Origin of the sequence: Microcoleus sp. S36a_B3, assembly GCF_036700745.1 — a bacterium.
In the GTDB taxonomy this organism is placed as follows: Bacteria; Cyanobacteriota; Cyanobacteriia; order Cyanobacteriales; family Microcoleaceae; genus Microcoleus.
On sequence record NZ_JAUBPN010000002.1, the window covers coordinates 226,809 to 249,598 of the forward strand.

Annotated in this window: 13 protein-coding genes; 10 read left to right on the forward strand and 3 right to left on the reverse strand. The window is 47.7% G+C overall.

All coding sequences use genetic code 11. The features are described 5' to 3' along the window. Positions 1 to 160: 160 nt before the first annotated feature. Positions 161 to 1,546 (reverse strand): TAXI family TRAP transporter solute-binding subunit, encoded by a 1,386-nt coding sequence (locus QUA01_RS03040; RefSeq protein WP_333087659.1) that lies wholly within the window; start codon positions 1,544 to 1,546, stop codon positions 161 to 163. Between QUA01_RS03040 and recN the strand changes: the two genes are divergently transcribed. From recN to QUA01_RS03085, 9 genes are all read left to right on the forward strand, one after another. Further along, complete coding sequence (gene recN, locus QUA01_RS03045) at positions 1,545 to 3,302, forward strand: DNA repair protein RecN (protein ID WP_333087657.1); 1,758 nt, start codon at positions 1,545 to 1,547, stop codon at positions 3,300 to 3,302. The genes QUA01_RS03040 and recN overlap by 2 nt on opposite strands. A 174-nt stretch (positions 3,303 to 3,476) precedes the next feature. Further along, a complete protein-coding gene (locus tag QUA01_RS03050) occupies positions 3,477 to 3,617 on the forward strand; it encodes a hypothetical protein (protein WP_333087654.1) in 141 nt (46 codons plus the stop codon). 625 nt (positions 3,618 to 4,242) lie between these two features. Continuing rightward, entirely contained in the window at positions 4,243 to 7,470 is a 3,228-nt protein-coding gene (locus QUA01_RS03055) for a GAF domain-containing protein (protein WP_333087653.1), read from the forward strand. Between the two features lie 428 nt (positions 7,471 to 7,898). Beyond that, entirely contained in the window at positions 7,899 to 8,447 is a 549-nt protein-coding gene (locus tag QUA01_RS03060; protein WP_333087651.1) for an inorganic pyrophosphatase, read from the forward strand. 158 nt (positions 8,448 to 8,605) lie between these two features. Further along, positions 8,606 to 9,955 (forward strand): serine/threonine protein kinase, encoded by a 1,350-nt coding sequence (locus tag QUA01_RS03065; RefSeq protein ID WP_333087650.1) that lies wholly within the window; start codon positions 8,606 to 8,608, stop codon positions 9,953 to 9,955. Between the two features lie 167 nt (positions 9,956 to 10,122). Further along, positions 10,123 to 11,697 carry a serine/threonine protein kinase gene (locus tag QUA01_RS03070; RefSeq protein WP_333087649.1) on the forward strand — a complete coding sequence of 525 codons (1,575 nt, stop codon included), beginning with the start codon at positions 10,123 to 10,125 and terminating at the stop codon, positions 11,695 to 11,697. 248 nt (positions 11,698 to 11,945) lie between these two features. Then, a complete protein-coding gene (locus QUA01_RS03075) occupies positions 11,946 to 12,458 on the forward strand; it encodes an inorganic diphosphatase (RefSeq protein WP_333087646.1) in 513 nt (170 codons plus the stop codon). 499 nt (positions 12,459 to 12,957) lie between these two features. Then, positions 12,958 to 13,866 (forward strand): MBL fold metallo-hydrolase, encoded by a 909-nt coding sequence (locus QUA01_RS03080; protein WP_333087645.1) that lies wholly within the window; start codon positions 12,958 to 12,960, stop codon positions 13,864 to 13,866. An 80-nt stretch (positions 13,867 to 13,946) separates the two neighbouring features. Then, on the forward strand, positions 13,947 to 14,513 hold the full coding sequence (locus QUA01_RS03085; protein ID WP_333087644.1) for a diheme cytochrome C: 567 nt from the start codon (positions 13,947 to 13,949) through the stop codon (positions 14,511 to 14,513). Positions 14,514 to 14,755: 242 nt separating this feature from the next. Here QUA01_RS03085 and ppc read toward each other — a convergent pair whose 3' ends face one another. Together ppc and QUA01_RS03095 are read right to left on the reverse strand one after the other, a co-directional pair. Further along, entirely contained in the window at positions 14,756 to 17,875 is a 3,120-nt protein-coding gene (gene ppc / locus QUA01_RS03090) for a phosphoenolpyruvate carboxylase (RefSeq protein ID WP_333087643.1), read from the reverse strand. Between the two features lie 479 nt (positions 17,876 to 18,354). Next, positions 18,355 to 18,579 (reverse strand): hypothetical protein, encoded by a 225-nt coding sequence (locus QUA01_RS03095; RefSeq protein ID WP_333087642.1) that lies wholly within the window; start codon positions 18,577 to 18,579, stop codon positions 18,355 to 18,357. 254 nt (positions 18,580 to 18,833) lie between these two features. Between QUA01_RS03095 and QUA01_RS03100 the strand changes: the two genes are divergently transcribed. Next, the gene (locus QUA01_RS03100) at positions 18,834 to 22,409 is read left to right on the forward strand and encodes a hypothetical protein (RefSeq protein WP_333087641.1); all 3,576 of its coding nucleotides are present in this window, start codon (positions 18,834 to 18,836) and stop codon (positions 22,407 to 22,409) included. Positions 22,410 to 22,790: the final 381 nt, after the last annotated feature.

Sequence of the window (22,790 nt, forward strand, 5' to 3'; positions counted from 1 at the left end):
ATGTGAAAAGTCAGCTACAGTAAACTAAAGCCAATAACTCGATATAGCCTTTCTCAAAAAAGTGAGGTATGCCCTATGCCCTATGCCCTATGCCCTATCCCGGATAGTACCTTATCTTTCTGAGAAAGGCTATATATATATATATGTCTGTCATCAATCATCAACTATCCGAAATTAGCCGCAATTCCCGCAACATTTTTTCTCGCTCGCTCGCAATTCTCATAGCAGTTTCCCAAGTAAAAGTAAAAGACTGAAAAGAATCAGAATCAATCCGATCTTCATCCAAATCCAAAATCACCTGCTTAAAAATATCAAATAACTGCTCTTGCAATAAATCAATTTCATTCACTGTTTTCGCTAGACGAATTTGTTGGATCAAACTTAAAATATCCAGATTAAATTTATCAGCCCGATTTTTTGGTTTCTGCAAAAAGCGCGATCGCAACTGCCAAAGCCAAGAAGCCAAAAGAGTGCCGAGCGACAAAAACAAACCGATAGCATCAGAATTAGCAGCAACAAAATCTGGTTTTTCGCGATCGTAATAAGCCTGAGCGCCCTCATGCACGGGCCAAGCCAAACTCCCGTTTTCTCCCGGCTGATTAATCATTGCCGCCAGGGAATCAGCCGCCACCAAATTGCGGCGGTACTCAAACAAAATGCGCGTAATTTCCCGCACGACTTCAGGATCGACATCCTCCCGGGCCAACAGAGTAGCGTGCACTCCTACAGTCCCCAAATCTGCATCGGGAACAGCCGGAGCGGCCTTGTAAGTACCCTTCGGAATAATATCGGCTTCCAAATAAGGCAACTTAATTTTCATGGCAGATCCTTGGTCGATCTGCACCAATTTACCCTGCGTATTTTTTAGCAAATCGCTAACCAAATCGCTCCCAGGAGGCAGTACCCCAAAAATAGCATCAACCTCCCCCTTACTAAATAATTTAGTAGCCTCTGTCCAATTAGTTGCAGTATAAATAAAATCTGTTTCTTGCAAGCCATAATGCTCGCTCATCAAGAAAAAAAAACTGTAAGAACCACTTTTTTTGTCCATCAGGGAAATATGTTTTCCTTTCAGATCGCCAACAGTCTGAATGCCAGATTTTTCAGAAACAATTAAGTGAAAAACTTCCTTAAATAGCGAAGCAATTACCCTCGCCGAAGGTACAGCCTCTGTATTGTTCTGTACGATCGCTAACTGAGCCTCATTCGCCTCAAGTTTGTTCATATTTTCTTGGGCACCTTGAGTTTCAATAACTTGAATGTGGATGCGCGGATTTTGTTGACTAACCAACTCAGCAATTGCCTGCCCGAAAGGGTAATAATTACCTGCTTTTATACCAGTCGCTAACGTTAATTCATAGATTTGGTCTTTGTCTCGGTGAAGCTTCCAGCCGAAAGACCCAATCAGGATAAAGCTTAGTAGAGCCAAGGTCAGCACAAATTTATTTTGCATTGATGTTGAGACTCGATCGATAATGGCAAAATTAAAAGTATTGTAGTTTAAAATATAATCCCAATTTCCCATCATCAATTCTAAATTCCCCATGTTACTATCCCTCAGAATAGAAAACTTTGCCCTAATTGACCGCCTGGATCTAGACTTTGGCCCGAGTTTGAACGTATTTACAGGGGAAACCGGCGCAGGAAAATCGATTATCCTAGATGCGATCGATGCAGTTTTGGGCGGGAAAGTCGATCGCCGATCGATTCGCACCGGAGCAACACGGGCAATATTGGAGGCTACCTTTGAATTGGACTCATCCTCCGCAAAATGGCTGGGCGAACAAGAAATCGAACCCATAGATGGAAATTTAGCCGTTTGCAGCCGGGAAATTAACGCCACGAGCGGTGCTCTGCGTACCAGATCGCGTTTGAACGGAATTCTCGTCAACCGCCAGTTAATGGAGCAACTGCGCGATCGGCTCGTCGAAATTACCGCCCAAGGCCAAACCGTCCACCTCGGACAAGAAACCCTCCAACGAGAATGGCTAGACTTGTACGGCGGCAAAAAACTCACTGAAGCTCGATCGACAATCACCAAAGCCTGGATCGAAGCCAGCACCGCCAAAACAGCCCTCAAGCACAGGCGTCAGTCAGAACAGCAGCGCCTGCAAAGACTCGATTTATTGCAATACCAAGTCCGAGAACTCAGCGAAGCCAACATCGAAGACAGCGAGGAACTCGCACACTTAGAACAAGAATCAATCCGCCTCGGGCACATCGTCGAATTGCAGCAGCAAAGTTACAAAGTTCACCAAGCCCTTTACCAAAACGACGGCGACACCGCCTCAGCCGCCGATTTGTTGAGCAAAGCCGAAGTAATTTTAAGCGACATGGCCGTTTACGATGTGCAGTTGCAACCAATCCTAGAAATGGTCAGCGATGCTTTAGCTCAAGCCACAGAAGCCAGCAGGCAAATTAGCAGCTACGGCGAACAATTAGAAGCAGATCCCGAAAGACTCGAAGAAGTAGAAGACAGAATTCGCGAACTCAAACAAATTTGCCGCAAATACGGGCCGCTCAAAGAAGCGATCGCCTACTACCAAGGCATCCAAAACGAACTAAACGAACTTTTAGAAGGAGGCGAGTCAATGGAAGCCTTAGAACTCGCATATCAGACCGCTTTAGACCAATTAAAAGAGGCTTGCAGCCACCTGACAATCCTGCGGTGCGAAGCAGCTCTCAAGCTTGAAACGCATCTTGTCGCGGAACTTAAGCCCTTAGCAATGGAAAAAGTACAATTTCAAGTCGCAATCTCGCGTTGTAGCCCAACCTCCACCGGTGCAGACCAAATCGCCTTTTGTTTCAGCCCCAATCCGGGAGAACCGCTACAACCGTTAGGGGCGATCGCCTCCGGCGGAGAAATGAGCCGCTTTCTACTCGCCATCAAAGCCTGTTTTTCCCAAATCGAAAGCGCCGGAACCCTAATTTTTGATGAAATCGACGCCGGAGTTTCCGGGAGAGTCGCCGGCGCGATCGCCAAAAAACTCCACCAACTCTCCGACAAACACCAAGTTTTGTGCGTCACCCACCAGCCGCTGATCGCCGCGATGGCCGATTGTCATTTTCGCGTCAACAAAATGACGATCGCAGCAGAACAAAATATCGACGAAGCAGCCAACTCCAACTCCCAACCGGGCGAACGTACTGTAGTCAGAGTTGTGGGCCTCAACAGCCAGCAGCGCCGCGAAGAACTCGCCCAACTCGCCAGCGGTCGATCGGCCACAGAAGCCATCGCCTTCGCCGAATCCCTACTTGTCGAAGCCGCCGGATTGCGCCAAATTCAGTCCGCCAAACCCTGAAAGCACACTTGAGCCGATCGGGGGGTCAAAATGCGGAGTTTTTTTCATACCGGAGGTTACACTAAAAATGGCAACCGCAAATTTTACAAGAAAAAGCTGAAAGCCGCGCGACTTTGTTCCCGGATCAAAGCTTCTAGCAGCAAAATTGACAGAAATTTTAGTTAAAAACCACAATTGTGTAGAGAAGGGCACACATCACTAGCAACTGCTGGTGTCACAATTGCGGCTATTCCCGCAATGTCCTCCCTCTTTCAGCAATCCCTCGCGCGGAGGGCCTTGATGTTGCAGCAGGCGATCGGATTTGCGATCGGCTGACACAACCTACTTAAACCAGGCACGCACAGTGTCAAAATCACTTAATAAATCATTTAAACAAAATTCGCGTTCTCTCAAACAAAGTAAAGTAATGCCACAGTCTCTTTACCGTCCTACCCGCAGTCCACCAGGAAAGCTCACTCAACTTCTCTTGCTCTGTGCTCGCACTTCTGTAAACTGGGAAATAGTTTTACGCATACTTGAGTATTGCGCCACCCGTAAGATCCAATCCAGAAACGGATACCTTGCCCCCGCAAGGCCCTCGTGGAGAATTCGCAATTTTAGACTTTTGTTAAACCTCTGATGATTCATCTGCTGCAAGTAAATCTAAAATCTAAAACTTGTACACTCGCGAAGCCGAAGTACCTAAAACTTGTACGATCGCGAAGTCGAAAAATCTAAAATCTACCCGTGACTCAATCCAGAACCAGATACCCTGCCCCCGCAAGGCATTCGTGGAGAGATCGCAATTTTAGACTTTTGTTCGAGTTCTAGTGATTCACCTGCTGCAAGTAAATCTAAAATCTAAAATCTAAAATCTAAAATCGACTTACCCACTAATAAAGTTGCCCGCTATTCTAGCTTAAAGACTAACCCTTACACTTAAGCTTCTCTGTAAAGGTCTATGAATCCTTCTGCATCTTCCACCAATTATTCTTCTGGCGACGTGATAGATGTCGCTGTTGTCGGCGGTGACAATCACCATCAGGAACGCTATTCTTCTCCTCCCTCTTCTCCTCCCCCTTCTCCTCCCCCTTCCCCTCCTGCGGCATCTCCCTCTAGCAGTGCATTGATCGCGACCCAGGCCAATTTTTCCGACATTCTCGCGCCCCTAAATAAAGATAGTTTCAAATTAGTAGTTAAGGAAGCAGAAGACAAACTTAAGGTTGTCAATCAAACCTTGGGAATGCTCGACAATCTCCTTGAGAGCGAGGGATTTGATGCCATACTCAACGAGATGTTGCAGTCGATTACCCGAAAAACAGGGGAATTGCTGAATGCCGATCGCACCACGATATTTTTATTAGACGACGAAAAAAATGAACTCTGGGCGATCATCGCTAAAGACGAAAATGGCCAAAACCTAGAAATCAGAGTTCCCGCCCACGTCGGTATTGCCGGAGAAGTAGCCACAGACAGAAAAGTGGTTAACATTCCTTACGATTTTTATAATGACGAACGATCGGCTAACGCCAAAAAAACTGATGAAAAAACGGGCTACCGCACTTATACAATGCTGGCAATGCCCCTGATCAATGAAGTAACAAATGAGTTAGTAGCAGTCGTTCAACTGATTAATAAACTCAAACCGAACCACGAAAATTACCATACTTTTGACGAACAAATCGACAGGACAGGATTTACAGAAGAAGACGAACAAGTTTTTAAAGAATTTGCTCCCTCAATTCGCCTAATCCTAGAATCTTCTAAATCTTTCTACGCAGCAACTCAAAGACAGCGGGCGGCCACGGCGCTGATGAAAGCCGTAAACGCTCTTTCTAAGAGCAGTCTAGACTTAGAAGATACCCTAAAAAGGGTGATGGATCAGGCTCAAGAACTCATGAATGCCGATCGCAGCACCCTCTGGCTGATCGACGAAGACAAAGACGAACTGTGGACAAAAATCCCGATCGCCGGCAACCTGAAAGAAATTCGCATACCCAGAACCGCCGGTTTTGCAGGCCAAGTCGCCCAATCCAGCCAACCCCTGCTGATTCCCTTTGACGTGTACGACGATCCCCGCGCCGCCACCTCCAAAGAAGTCGATCAAAAATCCGGCTACCGCACTTGCAGTATGCTGTGTATGCCAGTATTTAACTCCGACAAAAAATTGATTGGAGTTACGCAGTTAGTCAACAAAAAACGACAAGGAGAATTCCCTCCCTACAACCCGACAGATTGGCCGCACGCCCCCGAACAGTGGAAAGCGAGTTTCAATCGCAACGACATGGAATTTATGCAGTCGTTTAACATCCAAGCCGGAGTCGCCCTGCAAAACGCCAAACTGTTTGCCGAAGTCAAACAGCAAGAACAAAGACAAAAAGATATGTTAAACGCCCTGACTAACGGCGTGATATCTACAGATAAAAAAGGCAATATAGTAGCGACCAATCCTAGTGCCAAAAAATTACTCGGCGTCAGCGATGCTGCGTTAGCCGAAGGCAAATCTTTGCGCGAGTTAATTAAGTTAGAAAAAGGCGATTTTCCCAAGTGGTTCGATGCGTCTTTGATGCCAGAAGACGAAAAAGATCGCCAGCAGTATTACCCGGATCAAATTTTGCTCTCCTTTGAAGGAGAATCGCAGAGTATCAATCTCTCGATTAATTCAATGACCGACGCTACCGACCCCAACAAGGTCAACGGCGCGTTAGTCGTCATGGAAGATATTAGCAGCGCCAAACAAGTCAAAAACTTGATGTACCGTTACATGACTCCAGAAGTAGCCGAAGCGCTGTTAGCTTCAGGGGATACAGGATTGGGCGGCAAGCGCAAAAAGGTTTCAGTGCTGTTCTCAGACATTCGCAGCTATACCACACTTACGGAAAAATTGCAAGCCGAAGAAGTGGTAGTCATGCTCAACAAATATTTTGAAGTGATGGTAGATGTCGTATTCGAGTACGGAGGCACTCTCGACAAATACATCGGCGACGCTCTGATGGCAGTTTTCGGCTCTCCAGCGCCCCTGGAGGATCATGCTTGGTGCGCGATGCAAACCGCCGTGAAAATGCGGGCAAAACTCGACGAGTTCAATGCCGATCGCACGGCACACGGTGAATTGCCCATCAGTATCGGTATGGGCGTGCATTCCGACGAAGTTGTCAGCGGCAACATTGGCAGTAGCAAACGCATGGAATTGACTTCGATCGGAGACGGCGTAAACCTCGCCTCTCGCTTAGAAGGTGCAAGCAAGCAGTACGGCACCGACTTGATTATCAGCGACAATACTTACAAAGATTATAAAGATCGGCTCTACGTGCGAGAACTCGACTTTATTACAGTCAAAGGCAAAAGCGAACCCGTCATCGTTTACGAACTTGTCGGCATCCGCGAAGGATGCTCCCCCGTTGGCAAACCCCTGACAGAAAAACAGGAAAAAATTGTAGAACACTACAACAATGCCCGCGAATATTACAAGATACCAGTCACTCAAATACTCTCCGAGAATGAAGTTAAAAACATCTTAGATAATGTGGGGGAAATGCCGGAAGCAGAAATTAAACAACTGTCCTACAATGTCGAGCAACAGTTGGAACACGAACTAAAACAACTGTTATATCAAGTCAAGAAACTGTCAGATTACGACCTCAAAAATCTGTCGGAAGCCGACAAACTTATCGTGCTGTTGCAGCCAGAAATTGAACTGCTGAAATTGGAGGGACTCAAAAATCTGTCGGAAGACGAAGCAAGAATGCTGATCCAAGCAAAAATCAAGCCGCTTTCAGTAGAGGAGATTCAATCCTTGCAAGAGGGTGAAGTCAAAAAAGTGTTGGAAGCAGACATCTTAGAACCGTCAAATCCTCAAATTAAGAGGCTCAAACCCGCACAAATCAGGCAACTATTGCAGGCGAAAATTAAAAGTCGAGCCTCTGCAACAGTTGCAGAAATGTTAGATGAGGAATTTCCAAATCTCGGACTCGATCAAGTGAAAAAACTGTTGAGCGAGTTTAAGAAAGCCTTGGAACCAAAAGCCAAGCAAGCTTTTAGAGACGCGGAACGCGAATTTAACCTCGTTCTGGAAGTTGACCCCAAAAACAAGGCAGCTAAATTGCACGTCGATCGCTGTAAATTATTTCAGCACAGGTTTTCGGACGTACTAAACTGGGACGGGGTGTGGAATCTCACAGAAAAATAGCAGCGGCGCTTGGGCTGGGATAGGGGGCGATCGCGATCGGGGGTACGCCCGCCCTTCCATCCCACCAGTTAACCTGAATATCGTGTTAGAGCAATTTTAAATAAGCTCCAACGGGTATTATTGTTAAATAAGCCGACTTCAACTCGCTTGCCTCGATGCAGCCAGATGCCCGCGTTTGGCGCTACCTGCTGCAACAAACAAAGCTCTTCTACCGTAGGAAGAGCTTAAAAAATAGTTAGGACTTGCGCCAGCATTGCCCAGTTTCTGAGAAAAATTTGGGCCAAAGGCGACAAAATATCCGTTCAGCAACCGGGTTTTTGACTGGGCGCCCGAAAGTCTTAATAGCGTTGGCAGATCCTAAAATCAACTTGCTTTCATCAATAAATCAACGTTCTAGTCTTAGATATAGAAAACTACTAGCATTAGTTATGGATAATTGGAATTCGCAATCGGGAGATATTGAGTCGGTAGAGCAGATTTACCAACTATTGCTAGAGATTGCTCGCAGCTCACTGTCAGATATCCCCAGAATCCCCGAAAACATTACTCTAAAGTCTCTTCCCCTGCTCCAACAATTACAAAGCATTCAGCAAAGACCCCAGGAACAAGCATTTAAATCTGATTATTTTTCAGTAAACGACCTCGAATGGGTGGCTCAAGTCCGCCAACTGCTCGAAGAACTGATCGGCGAGTCTTTGTCGGAACGACCCAAAATGCCGGAAAACATGGCGGGTAGAGCTTTGAGTCTGGCAGATAAGGCACAAGGTATCAAAGAAACAATTGAAGAAAAGGCAGCCTGCGGCCCCACAGAGGAAGATGAGAGTTCCTTGGAGCCTCCAGACGCGCTGCTGAATCTCTTGCACCAGAGTTTAAAAACTCAGCGCGCCAAAAGCTACAAACCCGATGCTCCCGAATGGCAGCAAGTCTTGAGCCTGCTAGATGTAGTGAAGTCAATTTACAAGCAAATTCAAAGTTAAATTCAAGCTTAACTCAGGCCGGTTTTTATGGTGCGCGATCGCTAGCTATTAAAGGCGGTTGCTCTTTGAGAGAAATTTTTTTGCTGTAGCCCGAACATTTCAGATTATTGCCTTTTTGTCAACTAAACTAGGTTTAATCGGTTAAGCGGCAGCAGAGCATGAGCGGAAAAAACATCGGCGATTTGTCAGGAGAAATATTAGCCGATCGCTACAAGTGCGATCGGCGGCTCGGCAAGCAAGCAGGACGGCAAACCTTACTCGCCCGCGACTTAAAAACCCAACAGCAAGTAGTAGTCAAACTCCTCTCATTCAGCAGCGACTTTAACTGGGAAGACTTAAAACTGTTCCAGCGAGAAGTCGAAACCTTAAAATCCCTATCCCATCCCGCAATTCCCCAATATCTAGATTCCTTTGAAATCGACACTCCCAGCCGCAAAGGATTCGCCCTAGTTCAGACTTACATCGAAGCCAAATCCCTACAAGAATATCTTTCAGACGGCCGCACCTTCAGCGAAAGCGAAGTCAAACAATTAGCCACAGCATTACTAGACATCCTCGCCTACCTGCACCAGCGACAGCCGCCGGTGATTCACCGCGACATTAAACCCAGCAATATTTTACTCAAAAATCGATCGGGCAACAGCGTTGGGGAAGTCTACCTAGTCGATTTCGGTGCTGTTCAAACCCTAGCAACCCAACAAGGAAAAACAGTCACCGTTGTCGGCACGTATGGCTATATGCCGCCCGAACAATTTGGCGGGAGAGCCGTTCCCGCTTCCGACTTGTACAGCTTGGGAGCAACCTTAATCGCCTTAATTACCAAGCAGCATCCTGCCGATTTGCCGCAGCAAGATTTGCAGATTGAATTCGAGCAATTCACCAAATTAAGTCCCGCTTTTACCAATTGGCTGAAGTGGATGACGCATCCCAGTTTAGATCGCCGTCCCGCCTCAGTCCAGATTGCCAAAGAAGCTCTAGAAAAACCGCCGCAAATCAATAAATCTTCCCTGCCATTGAGAAAGAAACAGCCCGTGTATCATCCCCTGGCCTTAGGGACTCGTGCGATCTGGTACAGTTTTGTTACCGGAGTTATAGCGGCAGGAGCTTGTGCACTTATTTACGGCTCCTTGTTTATGGGTTTGATGACGACGACGGGTTGGATCGGGATAACTTTAGGGGGAATAACGATGATAATTATGGCAGTCTTTGTGAGTCTTCATTTCGGCTTGCTCCTGGGGTTGGGAAATGGAATAATCATAACGATCGTGACCCTATTGTGGTTTCATCCCCTCACTAACCCCAAACTTCACCGACAGGTTTTAAGTTCAATTAGTATGCTAATCTCCGCCTTGATAACTATCTATTTCTTTAAAAATATGAATTTTAAACCTGAAGGAGATTCCAATTATATTTTGTTTGCGATTGTACCCTCGCTAATTACAGCACTATCTCAGGGGGAAAGTAGCAAGTTTATTGCCCGGTGGTATCAAAAAGACAGCGGACTGTAAACTTTAAAATAAGAGCGTGTTTGGTTGATTATTTATCATTTTTATCGGTAGTGAATAATCACAAACTACCGACGAGATACCTGATTTTTAGAATAAGTCAGGTATCTAATATAATCTAATCAAAGCAAAGTGTTTAATTTAAAGTAAAAAAAATAAAGGTCAAAAATATGACTTGCAAAGTATTAGCAGAACGCTACGAAGTACAGCGACAACTGGGAAAACAAACAGGTCGCCAAACGCTGCTGGCTCGTGATTTGCAAACTCAAAAATTAGTTGTCATCAAACAGCTATTTCTCGGCAGCGATTTTGAATGGCAAGACCTCAAGCTATTTGAACGAGAAGCGGAAACTTTAAAAGCACTTTCTCACCCGGCAATTCCCCGCTACCTCGACTATCTGGAAATTGACGAACCAGACAGTAAAGGATTTGGCTTGGTACAGACTTATGTAGAGGGAAAAACTTTGGAAGAGCATTTGCGATCGGGACGTACTTTTAGCGTAAATGAACTGAAAGAATTAGCAAAAAAGTTGTTGGAAATTTTGAATTATTTGCACAAGCAAAATCCGCCTGTTATTCACCGCGATCTTAAACCCAGCAATATTTTACTGCACAGCAGATCCGGTAACTCGATCGGAAAAATTTATTTAGTTGATTTCGGTTCGGTGCAGAACCAAGCTGCAAAATTTGGCGGTACAATTACAGTAGTAGGAACTTATGGATATATGGCACCGGAACAATTTGGCGGGCGCTCCGTTCCGGCTTCCGATCTCTACAGTTTAGGTGCAACTTTAATTTATTTGGTAACGGGTTTGCATCCCACCGAACTATCACAGCAGGATTTGAAAATTAAATTTGCCGATCGAGCCACGCACCTCAATCCTAGTTTAATTGATTGGCTGGAGTGGATGACAGAACCGAGTTTGTCCAAACGGTTATCTTCGGCTGAGGAAGCATGGCGAGCGCTCAAAAATCCCCGCTCGATCGATAAAAATCACAAAGATTATATAACATTGCAGCCACCTGGTAGCGAGATAAAACTCACAAAAAATTCGGAGTTTGTAGAAATTGTAATTCCGTCGCAGGAAGTGAGTTTGGGTTTAAGTGCCCTGCTTGTGACCGCCGTTGCTGCGAATATTGTCCCCTTCGGCTGTCTTTTACTTTATATTTTACATGCAATCAACTACGGCAGTAAAATCACTAATTTACCGATAGATAGTCAAGTTATTATTATGATAGCCGGCGGTTACTTAGCTCTGGTTGGAGTAATGTTAGCTAGGGTAGGAGTAATGTTTCTGCTGGCACTGTTTCGCCGAGAACTTCGCCTCACAATCGATCGCCAGCAAATCTCCTGTAGCAGCCATCTACTGGGGTTGAGATGGAATCATGCCAAGCCATCTCCCAGGAACGAGATTTGCCAGTTGAAAATTCAACAACGTGAATATAGAAACAGCGGTATTGGTGTAAAAGTTATAAAAGTTATAAAAGTTATGATTTTTGCTTTTTCAATCCCTAGAGAGTTATATCAAACGGCATCATTACTTATGCAGGAGGGCCACTCGGAAGCGAGATTAGGGAAAGTCTATCAGATGATAGTTCAAGCAGGCAACCACAAATATCAGTTAGGAGAGAAGGAGGGACTAAGTGAATCAGAAATCAAGTGGTTAGCAACAGAACTGAGCCAGTGGTTGGGTTTGAAAATTAAAATAATTTTGACAGACGGTAAACAGAATAAATGGTTCTGAAAATATCTCCCTCGCCAAAACAAAGCATTGCGCCCTCAACCTGTTGGATGGGCGTCCCGCCCGTCCCCTCTCTCTTGTGTGGGATGGGCGGGACGCCCGAAAGCGTGTATTCTCCCAGCCGGCGACACACTCCCCCGCTTTCTCTCAATCTCATGCAGCCGTCGGCCCCGATCGCCCGTAAAATGCTATCAAAGGGGTTTGGCAAATAGCCGTCATCCCCGATCGTCTGTTAACTTGGAGATATTATTGTGGATCTATCGCTAATTCCGGCACAGCCAAAACCAGGACTGCTCAACGTCCTGATCGAAATCACAGCCGGTAGCAAAAACAAGTACGAATTTGATAAAGAGTTGCAAGCCTTTGCTCTCGATCGAGTGCTCTCTTCCTCAGTCCAGTATCCCTGCGACTACGGCTTCATACCCAACACCTTAGCCGACGATGGCGACCCCCTCGACGGCATGGTAATGATGGACGAGCCCACATTTCCAGGCTGCATTATCGCAGCCCGTCCGATCGGAATGCTAGAAATGATCGACGGCGGCGACAGGGACGAAAAACTGCTTTGCGTTCCCGACAAAGACCCCCGCTACGCTCACTATAAGTCCCTCAAAGACGTAGCCCCCCACCGCTTGGACGAAATAGCCGAATTTTTTAAGACCTACAAAAATTTGGAGAAAAAAGTCACAGAAATTCTGGGTTGGCAAGATGTCGATCAAGTCATGCCCTTAGTTGAAAAGTGCATCGCAGCCGATCGTAAATAAGCAGCATCCGCAGCGCAAGTAAAAAGCATTTTTTTGTTTGAGTGCTCTCTCGGCTCGCCTATTCTACAGGCAAGCGACCGGGGAAAGCACGCATTAAAGCTTTCGCCTTCGGTGCTCCGGGCAAATAAACCCCTAGCCCCACTCCTCCACTGCAAGCAGACTCAAAATTCAGCAAGCCGAACTTAAGGCGACGGCTGCACGTCTAAGAATGTAGTAGAGGAATGGTTGGCTAGAATATCAAACAGTCGCGAATGCCGAGCAGGCAGGGGATTCCCCAAAAACCCCCGCCTGCTAAAATGTTGAAAAAAATACTACTCGTAGAGTAAGATCGATAGCAAATTCTAAGCAAACGGGCGAGCGCATTCTACGTTTGAGAAAATTTTACTCGGTTGGTTTCGGGATCGAGCGTTTTATATCTCAGCAGATAGGTAAAAACTAAACACTAAAAATAAAAATAAAAATCTCAATTGCCAAGTTCCTGCGCTCAAACCTAAAAAAAATGTCAGATTCTTCCCCCTCTCAAGCAAATTTACAGCCTTCCGATAACAAAGCCACTAGCTCAAACAGTCCTTTGACCGAGTTTTTAGTTCAGTTTTGGGGCGTGCGGGGCAGCATCGCCACCCCCGGCACCAAAACAATTCGCTACGGAGGTAACACCTCTTGCGTAGAAATGCGCTTGGGCAAAAAACGCCTGATTTTTGACGGCGGCACCGGTTTGCGAGTTCTGGGGCTAAATCTGCTGCGACAAATGCCGGTGGAAGCTTATATGTTTTTCAGTCACACTCACTGGGATCACATTCAAGGCTTCCCGTTTTTTACTCCTGCTTTTATTCCGGGGAACTGCTTTCATATTTACGGAGCGATCGCCCCCAACGGCACTACAATCAAACAGCGTCTTGCCGATCAAATGCACCACCCCAATTTTCCAGTTCCCATTCAGGTGATGCAGTCAGAACTCAAATTTAACGATTTGACGCCAGGGGATATTCTCGAACTCGACGATGTGAAAATAGAAACAGCACTACTCAATCACCCCAATACTGCGATCGGATATCGAGTTACTTGGCAAGGACACACGGCTGTCTACTGCACCGATACAGAGCATTTTCCCGATCGCCTCGACGAGAATGTCGTACACCTAGCCCGCGACGCCGACGTGCTAATTTATGATGCTAACTACACCAACGAAGAGTATTACGACTTCAAAAACCCGAAAGTCGGCTGGGGACACTCGACTTGGCAAGCAGGAGTAGAAATAGCAAAAGCTGCAGGAGTCAAAAAGATCGTGATGTTTCACCACGATCCTAGTCACGACGACAATTTTCTCGATCGTGTCGAAGCAGACGTGCAATCAGTTTTTGCCGATAGCTGCTTGGCCCGCGAAGGCATGACCATACCAGTGATTTAGGCAACAAATCGAGTCCGTGCGGGCTGCGAAAAAACCGCCTCCAGACCGCAAAAAATAGCAGCCTGAAGGCATAAAACACAATGAACCACAAAATTCACCTCAAGCGTCGCTTTCGTGGCTGGGTGAGGCTTTACTCAACGTTGCTAGTATTGATAATTGTCTGTTGTACCGGAGGTGGATGGGTGGCAGCACAGACGGCCGGCTCCCACACTCCCGCGCTCCTGGCTCAAATTTCTACAGGGGAAGATATCGGCACTGTCGATCGCATTCCCGAAGCCTACCAACTCGGACAGCAACTGTACCTCGAAAACTGCGCCACCTGTCACATAGGTTTACCGCCTCAAGTATTGCCAACAGAAACCTGGCGCAGGTTGTTGCAAGACCCAGAACACTACGGACAAACCATCAAACTGCTAGTAGACCCGCCCCGCCTGCTAGTGTGGAACTACCTGCAAACTTTTTCGCGTCCCCAACCCAAAGACGAAGACCTCCCCTACCGAGCCGCCAACTCTCGCTATTTCAAAGCTTTGCACCCCAGAGTCAAGCTGCCGCAACCAGCAAATCTCAGCAGTTGCGTTACTTGTCACCCCGGTGCATCTAAATATAATTTCCGCAAGCTTACCCCGGAGTGGGAAAACTCCCCGTAGTAAAAATTAAGTTCGATCATGGGAAAGAGGCGGACAGTCGTCCTCACTATAGCGGTTCTCACAAAAGTGAGGTATGCCCTATGCCCACGGAGGCCTATGCCCACGGAGGCCTATGCCCTATCCCGGATAGTACCTCATACCAGAGCACAGAAAGGCTATACAAACCTGTCAATATTAGTTTGTAGTGAGGACTTTATTCCTGTGAAAAAGCCGGACTAAAGTCCGCACTACAAACCTGTTTCCTAGCCCGTATTCCGCATCCCCGCAGCAATACCATTAATCGTCAACAGCGCACCCCGCAACAATTCACCCTTGCTGTAACGCGAGTGAATCACCCCCGGAACTCCGCCATTACCGTGCTGCCGCAAGCGTTTCAGCAGCGAAACCTGCAACAAACCCAAAGGCACAATCGTGGCATTTCGCAACTGTACCGATCGCTGCAAAGACGGATCTCCATCTAACAAATGCTGGTGTCCGGTAATAGTTAAAACCAAATCCCGAATCAAGTAAAATTCCGCCGCAATTTGCTCGTATAAAGCCTGGAAACGCTCCCTGTCCGCCGGCAAACCTAACTCCCGCACGTAGTGATCGGCAATCTGTAAATCCACCTTAGATAAAGTCATTTCGACCTTAGAAATTACCATTCTAAAAAATGGCCACTTCAAGTAGAAATACTGCAAAAGTTTTAAATGTTCTTCCGGTTCTTCCAGCAAAAACTCTTGCAAAGCTGTGCCGACACCGTACCAAGAAGGCACTAAAAATCGGCTTTGAGTCCAGCTAAACACCCACGGAATTGCTCGCAAACCGCTGATGTCTTTCTTGCCGCCGCGACGGGCCGGACGAGAACTAATTTGCAACTGACTGATTTCTTGTATCGGGGTAACGTGATGGAAGAAATCAACTAAATCCGGCTGTTCGTAAATTAAATGACGGTAGTGCGATCGCGATTTGACCGACAATTCCTCCATAATCTGATTCCAAGGATCGATTCCGTCAAAACCAGCGTGCAGCAAGCTAGCTTGAATTACCGCCGCCGCCACAGTTTCCAAATTGTAAAGCGCCAACTCCGGTAAAGAATATTTAGAAGCCAAAACTTCCCCTTGTTCGGTAATCTTGATTCGCCCGCTAATACTCTTTCCTGGTTGAGCCAAAATCGCCTTGTAAGCAGGCCCGCCACCACGCCCTACAGAGCCGCCCCGGCCGTGAAAAATCCGCAATTCCACACCGTGTTTTTCAGCAACCGCTTGCAAAGCTTTTTGAGCTTTCTGAATTTCCCAATTGCTGCTGAGGAAACCCGAATCTTTATTGCTGTCAGAATAGCCCAGCATCACCTCTTGCAATTTGACCTGACAGATTGGGTTTTGTGGATTTTCTTCGCTTGTTTCCGCTACTTTTTGCGCGTATCCTCCCGCTAGCAAAGCCCGATAAAGCGGCAGATCGAATAGCTGCTGCATTACTTCTGGGGCTTTTTTCAAATCTTCGACGGTTTCAAACAGGGGCACTACTTGAATGGTGCTAATTCCTGTCGCTGGATCGTACAGTCCCGATTCTTTTGCTAACAGCAAAACTGCCAGCAAATCGCTGACATCGTGGTTCATGCTGATGACGTAAGTTTCGCAAATTTCGGGGCCAAACTCCTGCTGCATTTGTCGCAAGACTCGGAAGGTATTAATTGTCTCGCAAGTTTTGGGAGAAAATGGCAGTTCTGTGGGAATTAAAGGGCGACGAGTTTGCAGTTCGGTGGCGAGCCAAATAACTCGATCGCATTCCGACATTTGATTGTAAGATTTGGGCAAAATTTGCAAGTATTCCGCAATTTCGCTCAAAGTGTCGGAGTGTACTGTGGACTCTTGGCGGATGTCTAGGTAAGCCAAGTTAAATCCGTAAATTTCTACTTGACAAAGCAGATTTTCTAAGTCCCGACAGCTCAAACCTGTTTCGACTAAATTGCGTTCGATTAACTGCAACTCTGCTAAAAACTCAGCGCCCGATCGATAAATGCCGGTCAAGACTGGTTGTTCCGACAAAGCTTCGCGCTCGCGCTGCGACTCGTCTCCTTTGTACAGCCGCCAATTGCGATCGCGCGTATTTTCCAGTCGCTGCAGCACGTAGGCCAGCTTCAAGCGGTAAGGTTCTTGACGGTAGCGGATCGCCCACTGTTCGTAAACATCGGGAAATTCCGATTTGTCGCGATCGAGAGAGTCGAGCAATTCCGGCAATACGTCGCTCCAGTGCAGCGACAAACTCAATAATTCGTTGAGCCGCTTCACCGCATTGATATACTTGCACATCACTAAATGGCGCTGATAGCAAGCAGTTTGCCAAGTAACTTTCGGGGTAACAGAAGGATTACCATCTCTGTCGGAACCCACCCAAGAACCGAACTTGCAAAAATTGTAACTAGGCGGTTTCAGGTAGGGGTAAGAAGCGTGCAGCGCTTGCTTTAAGCGGTGGTAGAGTTCGGGAATAGCATCAAACAGCACTTCGTCGAAGTAGTGGAGAGTGTACTCCACCTCGTCAAGCACAGTTGGTTTGAATTGGTGCAGCTCGTCAGTACGCCACCAGAGGCGAATTTCTTCCATCAGTTGCTCTTGGAGATTCGCCGCTTCCCAGCTAGACACCGGGTAGGGGCTTTCAGAGTTCGCGCCCATTCCCTGAAATTTCTCGTCAACTTGGTCTAGCTTTTGGAGAATCTTTGCCATTCGCCGCTGCTTGGTGCGGATCGTGTTGCGGACAATTTCCGTCGGGTGAGCGGTAAATACTAGGCGGATGTCCAACTGATCGATCAAGCGCTGGATTTGCTGGCTAGGTACGTTCAATCGCAGCAGCATGGGGAACAATTCGTGAAATGTTCCGGCGTCTTTGGTAATCGCCTCGCTGCTGTCTGCACCGCGAGGAGCCGTTTGGGCTGGGCCTTCCCTGTGCCGCGGGCGATCGGGCGCATCTTTTGCTTGTCCCGGCAGCTTAGCAAACATTCGCCCGCCAGCGTCGTTGCTGCCAGTGTAAGCTAGCTGTTGGTCTCGCTGTTCGTAGTGCTGTTCGACAATGTTGATCAACTGAAAATACAGCGCAAAAGCCCGCGCGGCCCTGATGGCGGCGTTGAGATCGAGCTTTTCGATTAGCTGTACCACATTCGATTCGCGAAAGTTAGTGGCTTGTCCCTCGGAGGAATTGAACGATCGCATTTGTTGGAGCAAATCTACTAATTCCTGCCCGCACTCCTGTCGGATCACCGATTTCCACAAGTCCTCTACTACTTTGAGGCGATTGCGTAGAAACAAATCTGATTTTGAGTAAGCGGCAGAATGGGGAATAGATGTTGCATCAATAGCCTGTTCTGAAGATTGGAGGACTGAACTCATCGGGCTGTTCCTCAATTGCTGCGGGTGTCTAGAAAATTGTATGGTTTAGTTTCGCCTAAAATTCTTTTCTTTGCCGTCAAATTTGAGACAACTTATACAATTTACGATTTACGATTTACGATTTACGATTTGCGATTGCTGATAACTTTTGACTGTCAGGCTTTGGATCGGCGACAAGATGCCTTTCCTTCTGTTTTGAAACTAATCATCTGGTGCGAAGGTACGCTATGCAGAAGCCACCTATGTATAGAGCGTTTCTGTGCTCTCATATGAGGTATCCGACGGGCATAGGGCATTGGGCATTGGGCATCTTGTCCGAAGAGCGAAGTCGAAGGGTGGGCAGTGGCCAAACAGGGCATACCTCACCACGCGATCGAACCGCTATAAAATAGGAGCAAAGACCAATTTCAATATCACAAATTTTACTGATTGTCAAGCTTTCTGGTAAAAAAATTAACTGCGAGCTTCTGTCGGGCGTTCTACTGCTGCGATCGAGGAAATTGGAGCACCGGGAGGCGCGATCCCCGAAATACTTCTTCGCTTTCAATGCCGATCGACCGCACAAACTCAGCAGCAGCACTGGCCACCAGCAAGCCGCCCAGCATCGGTAAGGCGATCGAACTCAATAAAATATCTGAGGGAATTGGTAACTTTGGACTGTTGGGTGTTTGATTTTTGGGCAAGTCTTGGTTTTCCGACGGCATAAATTCTCCTGTATTATTTATTAATTATCCTCAGTTTACAGCAGAAGGAAGGAGGCTTGACTCGTCACCGGCCAGGTGAGCAAGAGCCGACTTTTTTCGCAGCCTGCAAGCCAACAAGAGTCTGCACCAAGTCCAGCCGAGGAATTAATCTCGCGAAACGGTTTACACTCGGCAAAGAAAATACTTGTATGTAAAACTTGTAAACTGTGCTATCTGTAGAAAACAAAACCAGCTTTGACAAAATTTAAAGTCCCATGTTGAATGCGAACGGGAGTATATTGGCAGACAATCGACCGGCCGCGTCGCAGTGGGCGCAAGAAGCTTTAGGGCTTCCTGAAGTGCAGGTACAAGCTCGTTTGCGCGGAAATCATCTGCATATTCTGTGCGAAGCAGCGCAGTGTCCGTCTCAGGAATTGGTGACGGCGAGATTTACGCGCGCGATCGAACAAACTGATTTAACGCGACTGTTGCCAGAGCAATCTAAAATTTACCAGTTGTTTCTGTGCGGACGCAAACTCGGTTCCAGACAAAATGATTGGACAGTCCGGCTTGATTGCAGCAGTATCAAAGAGCAACAGCAGCAACAGCAGCAACAGCAGCAGCAACAGCAGCAGCAACAGCAGCAACAGCAGCAACCAAAAGTTTCCCCAGTGGCGCAAGCAAGTCCCCCCGACGGCGAACCGCCAACAAGTCCTAAAAAAGGCGGATTCTTTGGCAAATTCAAAAATGACAACCGCAAACTAAAACAGAAACCTGAACCGGTAGAAACCCCGGCCCAACCGCCACAGGTGCGGGAAGAACTCGATTTTGACGCAGAAAGTCTCCCCATCGCCTCCCGCATTGAATATCCAGAGGTTTTTGAAACTGCCCCGGTGACGATCGACACTTCGGCAACACAGGAGGCTTTCAGTCCCCCCACCGCCCCGCAAAAAACGGAAAAATCATCGACAATGCAAGGAAGCCGAGGCACGGTGGCTTTAATTCACTCCCCCGAAACCGACTTTGGCGACAGCGATAGCGGTGGCACATTGACGGTTTCGCCGGAAAGTTTGGCGCGCTTGGGCTATCCAGATGCGATCGCCAGCTATCTCAGCGAAATCCTCGGGCCGATGGGAGTTTCGGTGAAAGTCAGCATTCGCGGAAAAGAACTCAAAACCAGCCGGGAAACGCTGCAATCGAATCCAGAGGAAAATCTCAAGCCCAAGAAACGGCGGCTGCTGGTGCTGTGCGAGTCAGCCTACAGCCCAGACCCCTCCTTGCTAGCAGAACCGATCGCCGGCAGGCTGCGGAAACTCAAACTAGAAGGTTTCGTAGAAGCAGCCATCGGCAGCCAAGTTGCAGGCGAAGCAAAGCCGGACTGGGTGCTGCGGGTGGATTTGACCCCACCGGATACAATTCTCAAAGAATGGGCTCGCTGGGGAGACGTACAGTCGATCGCCAAACTGCTAAACCAACACTTGGCGGCATCGAGAGTCGAAGTGCGCGCCACCCTCAAAGAAGCAACCCTGCATTTGTTTTGCAGCAAAACTACCAAAAAAGGACAAAAACTTAAAAGGCAAGAGTACCCCGACAAGCAGCCAACCACCGAGGCGATCGCCCCTTTGCTAGCCTCCTTCGCGCCCCAAGGCATCCGCGCCGCTGCGATTTACGGCGTAGAACCAGTCACCGACAGCAAAACGGAACCAGAGTCGCCGGTGTGGATCGAATGGGTGGACTTGCCTGCAGCCCACCACCCAGACTTAGCTGCCAGCCCCAGAGCATTGGCGGCCGAAGGCGACCAATTAGCCTTGACTTTTTTGCTCAACAGGTTTCTCAATCCCAATCTGAAGCGCAAGCTGGAAACCGGAGGGATTCGGGCTGTGGTCATGCACAAAGCCAACGTGCTGCACGTCATGACTGAAGCTCTGACTTGCCCTTCTCAATCGAAGGTAGGGCCGCCGGTGGTTAAATTTTTGCGGCAGCTACAAATTCCGGGAGTAGCCGCAGTACGAGTCTACGGACGCCGTGCCGGTCAGAAACTGCCTTTGTGGCGCTACGGAATCGACCTCCGGGCGGCAGTTGACGAGCCATCAACGCAGGCGCAGGCGATCGCACCGCCTCCATCGCAACTGGCGGTTATGGAAAAGGAAACGGTGCCGGAATTTGCGGTGGCGGAAGATGGGAGTTTTTCCGATTTGACAGACAATTTGGTGTTTGATGCTCCGGCTGCTGACTCCTGGCGCAGCGGCTTCAAAATCGCGCTCCCAGGATATAAGCTGGGCGAGCATTTTGTTCAAGCTGCAGTGCAACCGCTTGTGGCTTCGGGTTTGTTTGTTCTGGGCGGCGGTTTGTCCACTGCGCCGGCGCGGGATGGTGCGAAAGCCGATCGCGCGGCTCGAAAAGCTTTGACTTGGGCGATCGTCGGTTGTCTGCTGACTTTCAGTACCGATTGGTTACTCGGTCAGTTCCTGCCATCTGCGACGGTTAGTCAAGCTCCTAGCGCCTCGGAAGTTTGCAGCGACCAGAATTGTCAAAATTCCTCTCCCAAGCCTTTTAGCGACGCTCAAACCTCGCTCTCTAGCGCCGAATCCCCTAGCCCGGATACCTCTGCTGGGGAGGTAAATTTGCCTCAAATCCCATTAGAGCCATCGACCTTACCGAATCAGGAAGAGGCTTTCAACGGTTCTGGGTTTACAAAACCGGGGAATAATAGCGTTCCTGTAGCAGATGTTTCTACACTTCCGGTGTTCCCGACTCTCAGAAGCGAGCAGCTAGACAAACAAATAGCGCGCTATCAAGAGTACATCCGCGAACACCAAAAACCGCCGGATATCTTGATTGTAGGCAGTTCGAGGGCTCTGCGCGGCATTGACCCGGCGGTTTTGGAAACTGCTTTGGCATCTGGGGGTTATCCGGGGCTGAAGGCTTACAATTTTGGGGTGAATGGGGCTACTCTGCAGGTTGTAGATTCGATCGTCCGTCGGATTTTGCCGCCGCAACAACTGCCGAAATTGATTGTGTTGGCGGATGGGGCGAGGGCTCTCAACAGCGGGCGGCCGGATTTGACTTTTAGTGCGATCGCTTCTTCGGAAGGTTACAGACAATTGTCTCGGGGCAGTTTTCTTGTCCGCACCACTCAATTAGAATCTCCAACATCAAAAGAAACCGCCAGCAATCCGGTGGCTACTGCGGGTGAATTGGTGCAGAATTTGGAACAAAGTCAAGTTAAGGTTCAGCAAATATTGAGTCAAAAGTTGATCGAGAGTTCTGCAACTTACAAAAAGCGCGATCGGCTGAAGGAGTTTTTGCGATCGATCGCGAATCCCTCCGCCCCTATTGCGATCGCCACCCCCCAAACCGCTGGAGAGAAACAAACAACTGAAAAACCCCAACCTGTTGTTGCGGGTAAAAAACCAAGCGATTTTCAACCAAACGGCTTTTTGCCGATCGACATACGCTTCAATCCCGATACTTACTTTCAAAAACATCCGAAAGTATCTGGCTATTACGACTCCGACTATCAGGATTTTGAATTGTCAGGGGAACAAACTGTAGCACTCAAAAATCTGATCGAATTTAGTAAAGTTCGTAACATCAATCTCGTGTTTGTGAATATGCCCCTAACTGTCGATTATTTAGACCCAGTGCGGGCTGCTTACGAACAAGAATTCCGGGAATATATGCAACAATTAGCAGCTCAAACCGGACTAATTTTTCGAGATGATAGTTTATTGTGGCCCCAGGCGCGGGAATCTTTTTCCGACCCCAGCCACCTCAACCGTTACGGTGCTGTTGCAGTTTCTAAGCGGTTAGCTCAAGATCCGATGATTCCCTGGCCGGCGAAGAGGTAATGAAAGAGTTTTGAGTTATTTTAGAAGTTAGCTCGTCTCCGCTGTCGCTACCGCACTAAAATTGGTTCGATCGACAGCAACGTGAGTTTTCCTCAAAACCAGAGGACTTGCACTCCTCTCGATGCAACCTCTCGATTGCGGGTAATTCATCGGAGTTGACATTAATTGATTGAAATCGTTTCCGGTTGCATCGGAATAATAAAATCGAGTCAACAGTTAAGCTGTCGCGCAAATAAACATTGCATATTCAGGGCCCGCTCTCCGGCCCACCCCACTCATTGTTTTATTGTTTTTTGACATACAGTTTAAATGCCGCAACAGCTTAACACTCAACCATTCAGTTTTTCAACAGTCAACAGTCAACAGTCAACAATCAACAGT